The organism is Mesorhizobium sp. M2C.T.Ca.TU.002.02.1.1 (genome assembly GCF_003997225.1).
Genome location: NZ_RZTO01000362.1, coordinates 1 through 5,890, shown reverse-complemented (window position 1 = coordinate 5,890; position 5,890 = coordinate 1). Strand labels below are relative to the sequence as shown.

The window sequence follows — 5,890 nt, the reverse complement described above, 5'->3', positions numbered from 1 at the left end:
GTTCTCTTCCCTGGTAACGGTTTCGTGTTCAGCGTTTGGCGGCCGATTCCGACCAAATCGTGACATCTGGCGGTCTAGCCGGCGAATGTTTCATCACTGTGCCGACATGTTTAATAAAATGTTTCGGCCTGTTTTTACCTGTGATCCAGCGACATCTTTCCTCGGTGGAGCGACTTGACGGCAACACCCGCCGGCGCGATAAAGCCGCCCATGAAAACGTCTTTCGCCATTTGTGGCATTTGCATTATTGGCTAGCCTCGCGCTGGTCCGGACGTTTTCGCCTCATCTTTCCCCAGATCGGAAAAACGCCCCGGCCAGCAGGCTGGAGCCTGATTTGCGCTTTCGGCGCAGACAAGGCTCCGACCAATCTAAGGGATCGGAAGGGCACGCATGTCGGACGCATCGAAGGGCCTCAGCCTCTACAACACGCTGACGCGGACGAAGGAACGTTTCGTTCCGATCGACCCGCGCAATGTGCGCATGTATGTCTGCGGCCCGACCGTCTATGACTTTGCCCATATCGGCAATGCCAGGCCGGCGATCGTCTTCGACGTGCTTTTCCGCCTGTTGCGCCATCTCTACGGCGAAAGCCACGTCACGTATGTGCGCAACATCACGGATGTCGACGACAAGATAAATGCCAGGGCGCTGCGCGATTTCGGCGGCGAGATCGCGGCCGGAAAACTGTCGCTCAACGACGCGATCCGCAAGGTCACCGAAAAGACCGCCGACCAATACCACAAGGATGTCGCGGCCCTCGGCTGCCTGCAGCCGACTTTTGAACCGCGCGCCACCGAGTTCGTCGCGCCCCGTGCCGACGGCAAGGCCGACATGCTGTCGCTGATCCGGCAACTGATCGAGCGCGGCCACGCCTATGTGGCCGGCGGCGAGGTGCTGTTCGATACCGCCTCGATGCCGGACTATGGTGAGCTCTCGAAGCGCAATCTCGACGAGCAGCAGGCGGGCGCGCGCATCGCGGTCGACGCGCACAAGAAGAACCCCGGCGACTTCGTGCTGTGGAAGCTGTCCACGCCCGAAGAGCCCGGCTGGGAAAGCCCGTGGGGCCGGGGCCGGCCCGGCTGGCACGTCGAATGCTCGGCCATGTCGGCCGCCTATCTCGGCGAGATTTTCGACATCCACGGCGGCGGGCTGGACCTGATCTTCCCGCACCACGAGAACGAGATCGCCCAGTCGCGCTGCGCCCACGGCACCAAGGTCATGGCCAACGTGTGGATGCACAACGGCTTCCTGCAGGTCGAAGGCCAGAAGATGTCGAAGAGCCTCGGCAATTTCTTCTCCATCCATGAGCTGCTGGAGACCGAGACGTTCGGCGGTAGGAAATGGCCCGGCGAGGTGCTCAGGCTAGCGATGCTGATGACTCATTACCGCGAGCCGATCGACTTTTCCGTGCGCAAGCTTGAGGAGGCGGAAAACACGTTGCGCAAATGGAAGCGGGCGGCAGACCTGGCGCCTGCGGCCTCGACGGATCTGCCGACCGGGGTGGTGGAAGCGCTGTCCGACGATCTCGCCACCTACGCCGCCTTCCAGGGACTGACGCAGCTTGCCAGCGAAGCGGGCGACGCCGGCGGCGAGAAAGCCGCCGCTTCGCTGAAGGCAGCGCTGGCCTTCCTCGGCTTCGACGTCGGCGCGGCCAAGGTGGACGAGGCGGCGGTGGCAAAGGCCATCGCGGACCGGCTCACGCTGATCGCGGCGAAGAACTGGGCGGAGGCGGATCGGGTTCGCGACGAGCTGCTGGCGCAGGGCGTGCAGCTGAAGGACGGCAAGGATCCCGCGACGGGCGAGCGCGTGACGACGTGGGAGATCAAGCGGTGAGGGTCGATGCTCTCTTGATGGAGAGGTTCGAGCGAGGCCCCCCTCTCTGTCCTGCCGGACATCTCCCCCTCAAGGGGGGAGATTGGATGTCGCCCAGGCTTTCGCCAATCGCCAACGTTTACGATTGGGTGCCGTCGGCGAAGCTGCTGATCTCCCCCCTTGAGGGGGAGATGCCCGGCAGGGCAGAGAGGGGGGCCTCGCGATGACCCATCATCGGGTATCGCCCGTCAGTCGCGGCAGTGCGCGCAAGATGCGCAAGGCGATGACCGATGCTGAACTGAAGCTTTGGAATGAGGTGCGCGCCGACAGGCTGATGGGAATGGCGTTCAGGCGCCAGATGCCGATAGCTGGCTACATCGTTGATTTTGCTTGTCCCGCTAAAAGGCTGATTGTTGAACTCGATGGGTCTCAGCATGCTTCGGCCGAGGTCGCGGCGACTGATACGGTTCGTGACGCGAGGCTGGAAGCGCTAGGCTGGACCATCCTGCGCTTCTGGAACGACGACGTGATCCGCGATATCGACAATGTCTGCCAGCACATCGTCATCGTGGCCGGCTTGACCGCCGCGCCACCAACGGAGGAGTTCGTCCCGTGATCGATCATCTCGGCATCACCGTATCCGATTTCGACGCATCCAAGGCTTTCTACGACAAGGCGATGGCGCCGCTGGGAGCGTCGCTGCTCTACATGGTGCCTGAGGAATATACCGGTGGCGCCAAGGTCGGCGGCTATGGCCGCGACCGGCCGGTGTTCTGGATGAGCGCAGGCAAGGAGAAGCCGAAGGACCACCAGCATATCGCCTTCACCGCGCGCAGCCGCGCCGAGGTCGATGCCTTCCATGCGGCGGCTCTTGCCGCCGGCGGCAAGGACAATGGTGGGCCGGGCCTGCGCCCGCACTATCACCCGAACTATTACGGCGCCTTCGTCTTCGATCCCGACGGCAACAATGTCGAGGCGGTCTGCCATGACCCGGAGTGAGCCGATGACCAGGAGCGGGCCATGAGCCTCGACAACAGGCCGATCTACACCGGCGGGTGCCAGTGCGGCGCCGTGCGCTTCCGCGTCGAAGGCGCGTTGGGCGACGCCTCGGTCTGCCATTGCCGCATGTGCCAGAAGGCGAGCGGCAATTTCTATCTGCCGCTGGTCTCGGTGCGCGGCGCCACGCTCGACTGGACGCGCGGCGAGCCGAAACGTTTCCGCTCGTCCAATGCTGCCTGGCGCGGCTTCTGCGCCGAATGCGGCACGCCGCTGACTTTCGAGGCTCCGGACGGCGTGGCGCTGGCGATCGCCGCCTTCGACGACCCGACCGGTATCGCGCCCACCATACAGTGGGGCGTCGAGGCGAAGCTTCCCTATGTCGACGGCATCCCGAAACTGCCGTCGGAGGAGACGATGGGCGATGTCTCGTCGGCGCCGTATCTCGCCGAGCTCGTCTCCTATCAGCATCCCGACCACGACACCGACCAATGGCCGCCGGAGGAAAAACCATGACCGATGAAGTTCGAACCGGTGGCTGCCAGTGCGGCGCCGTGCGTTTCCGCATCAAGGGCAAGCTTGGGCGCCCGTCCATCTGCCATTGCCGTATGTGCCAAAAGCAGTTCGGCAATTTCTTCGGCGCTCTCGTGACGGTGCCGAAGGACGGCGTCGAATGGACCCATGAGGAGCCGAGCTATTTCCAGTCTTCGGTCAACATCGACCGCGGCTTCTGCGCCCGCTGCGGCACGCCGCTGACCTACCGCCAGCCCGGCGCGCTGGAGATCGCCATCGGCGCCTTCGATGACCGCTCCGATCTCGCGCCGCAGATCCAGGTCAACTACGCCGTGCGGCTGCCCTGGGTGGAGAAGATCTTCGAGGCGCCGATCCTCGACGATCCCGATTTCTATCGGCGGCAGGAGCAGATCATCTCCTTCCAGCACCCGGACCACGAGACGGCGAACTGGCCGCAGCAGGGCTTGAAACTATGACGATACACAGCGGTTCCTTGCGCTCGCTCTATCCCGAGATCGAGCCGTTCGAGTCGGGCATGCTCGACGTCGGCGACGGCCACACCGTCTACTGGGAACGCTGCGGCACCAGGGGCGCCAAGCCCGCCGTGTTCCTGCATGGCGGCCCGGGCGGCACCATCTCGCCGAAACACCGGCGGCTGTTCGACCCTAAACTCTACGACGTCATCCTGTTCGACCAGCGCGGTTGCGGCAAGTCGACGCCCAACGCTTCGCTCGAGGCCAACACCACCTGGCATCTCGTCGCCGATATCGAGCGCCTGCGCGAGATGGCGGGCTTCGACAAATGGCTGGTGTTCGGCGGTTCCTGGGGCTCAACGCTGGCGCTCGCCTATGCCGAGACGCATCCGCAGCGCGTCAGCGAGTTGGTCGTGCGCGGCATCTACACGCTCACCCGCGCCGAACTCGAATGGTATTATCAGTTCGGCGTCTCCGAGATGTTCCCCGACAAATGGGAGCGCTTCCTGGCGCCCATCCCGGAGGCCGAGCGCGGCGACATGATGGCCGCATATCGCAAGCGGCTGGTCGGTTCCGACCGCAAGGCACAGGTCGAGGCAGCCCGTGCCTGGAGCATCTGGGAAGGCGAGACGATCACGCTGCTTCCCGAGCCCGAGACCAGCGACCCGTTCGGCCAGGACGACTATGCGGTCGCCTTCGCCCGCATCGAGAACCATTACTTCGTCCACGCCGGCTGGCTGGAGGAAGGGCAGCTTTTGCGCGACGCCTGGAAGCTCAAGGACATCCCCGGCACCATCGTCCACGGCCGCTACGACATGCCATGCCCGGCGAAATACGCCTGGGCGCTGCACAAAGCCTGGCCGAAGGCGGATTTCCACCTCATCGAGGGCGCCGGCCACGCCTATTCCGAACCGGGGATTCTGGATCGGCTGATCCGGGCGACGGATGGGTTCGCGGGGAAATAGTGATGTACGTTCGCGCTCCACACTGAAGGAGCGCGGCATTTCGAGCTACTGCCATGACAAAGCAACGCCTCTATCTCTTCGACACCACCCTTCGCGACGGCCAGCAGACGCCGGGCATCGACTTTTCCGTCGAGGACAAGATCGCGATCGCCAGGCTGCTCGACGTGTTCGGCATCGACTATGTCGAAGGCGGCTATCCAGGCGCGAACCCGACCGACACCGCCTTCTTCCAGAAGAAGCGGACGGAGAGCGCGAAATTCGTCGCCTTCGGCATGACCAAGCGGGCGGGAGTCTCGGCTTCCAACGATCCGGGGCTGGCGGCGCTGGTGCAGTCGAAGTCGGATGCCATCTGCTTCGTCGCCAAGAGCTGGGACTACCATGTGCGCGTCGCGCTCGGCTGCACCAATGAGGAAAACCTGGAATCGATCAAGGCCTCGGTCGAGACGGCGGTGGCTTCGGCCAAGGAAGCGATGGTCGATTGCGAACATTTCTTCGACGGCTTCAAGGCCAACCCGGACTACGCGCTGGCTTGCGCGAAGACCGCCTTTGATGCCGGCGCGCGCTGGGTGGTGCTGTGCGACACCAATGGCGGCACGCAGCCCTCGGAAGTGCGCGAAATCGTCGGCAAGGTCATCGCCGGCGGCATCCCCGGCGACCATCTCGGCATCCACGCTCATGACGACACCGGCCAGGCGGTGGCCAATTCGCTGGCCGCCGTCGAAGCCGGCGTGCGCCAGATCCAGGGCACGCTGAACGGCATCGGCGAGCGCTGCGGCAACGCCAACCTCATCACCATCATCCCGACGCTTTCGCTGAAGTCCGCCTTCGCCGATCGCTTTGAAACCGGCATTTCGGCGGAGGATCTGACAGGAATATCCAGGCTTTCCCGGGCTTTCGACGAATTGCTCAACCGCGCGCCGGAACCGCAGGCGCCCTATGTCGGCTCCTCCGCCTTCGCAACGAAGGCCGGCATCCATGCCTCGGCTCTCGCCAAGGAGCCGGCGACCTATGAGCACGTGCCGCCGGAAGCCGTCGGCAACCGCCGCCGCGTCATGGTCTCCGACCAGGGCGGCAAGGCGAATTTCCTCGCCGAGCTGAAGCGGCGCGGCATCGAGGTGCCCAGGGACGATC

7 protein-coding genes are annotated in these 5,890 nt (G+C 64.2%); all 7 read left to right on the top strand.

Translation table 11 applies throughout. The annotated features are described in order from the left end of the window. The first annotated feature begins 390 nt into the window (after positions 1-390). Positions 391-1,833 (top strand): cysteine--tRNA ligase, encoded by a 1,443-nt coding sequence (gene cysS / locus EOD07_RS19275; protein ID WP_127236601.1) that lies wholly within the window; start codon positions 391-393, stop codon positions 1,831-1,833. Positions 1,834-2,035: 202 nt separating this feature from the next. Further along, positions 2,036-2,428 carry a DUF559 domain-containing protein gene (locus EOD07_RS19265; protein ID WP_127236600.1) on the top strand — a complete coding sequence of 131 codons (393 nt, stop codon included), beginning with the start codon at positions 2,036-2,038 and terminating at the stop codon, positions 2,426-2,428. After that, a complete protein-coding gene (locus EOD07_RS19260; RefSeq protein WP_127236599.1) occupies positions 2,425-2,811 on the top strand; it encodes a VOC family protein in 387 nt (128 codons plus the stop codon). The genes EOD07_RS19265 and EOD07_RS19260 overlap by 4 nt, the downstream gene beginning before the upstream one ends. A gap of 21 nt (positions 2,812-2,832) precedes the next feature. Then, complete coding sequence (locus tag EOD07_RS19255; RefSeq protein ID WP_127236598.1) at positions 2,833-3,324, top strand: GFA family protein; 492 nt, start codon at positions 2,833-2,835, stop codon at positions 3,322-3,324. Then, positions 3,321-3,797, top strand: a complete 477-nt coding sequence (locus EOD07_RS19250) for a GFA family protein (protein ID WP_116390226.1) — start codon at positions 3,321-3,323, stop codon at positions 3,795-3,797. The genes EOD07_RS19255 and EOD07_RS19250 overlap by 4 nt, the downstream gene beginning before the upstream one ends. Then, on the top strand, positions 3,794-4,759 hold the full coding sequence (gene pip, locus EOD07_RS19245) for a prolyl aminopeptidase (protein ID WP_127236597.1): 966 nt from the start codon (positions 3,794-3,796) through the stop codon (positions 4,757-4,759). Before EOD07_RS19250 ends, pip begins: the two co-directional genes overlap by 4 nt. 53 nt (positions 4,760-4,812) lie before the next feature. Beyond that, on the top strand, positions 4,813-5,890 hold a 1,078-nt coding region (locus EOD07_RS19240), incomplete at its 3' end, for a citramalate synthase (RefSeq protein WP_127236596.1).

Excerpts from the sequence above, each read along its gene's own strand:
- cysS (WP_127236601.1), top strand. The coding sequence starts at position 391 with ATGTCGGACGCATCGAAGGGCCTCAGCCTCTACAACACGCTGACGCGG.
- EOD07_RS19265 (WP_127236600.1), top strand. The coding sequence starts at position 2,036 with ATGACCCATCATCGGGTATCGCCCGTCAGTCGCGGCAGTGCGCGCAAG.
- EOD07_RS19255 (WP_127236598.1), top strand. The coding sequence starts at position 2,833 with ATGAGCCTCGACAACAGGCCGATCTACACCGGCGGGTGCCAGTGCGGC.
- EOD07_RS19250 (WP_116390226.1), top strand. The coding sequence starts at position 3,321 with ATGACCGATGAAGTTCGAACCGGTGGCTGCCAGTGCGGCGCCGTGCGT.
- pip (WP_127236597.1), top strand. The coding sequence starts at position 3,794 with ATGACGATACACAGCGGTTCCTTGCGCTCGCTCTATCCCGAGATCGAG.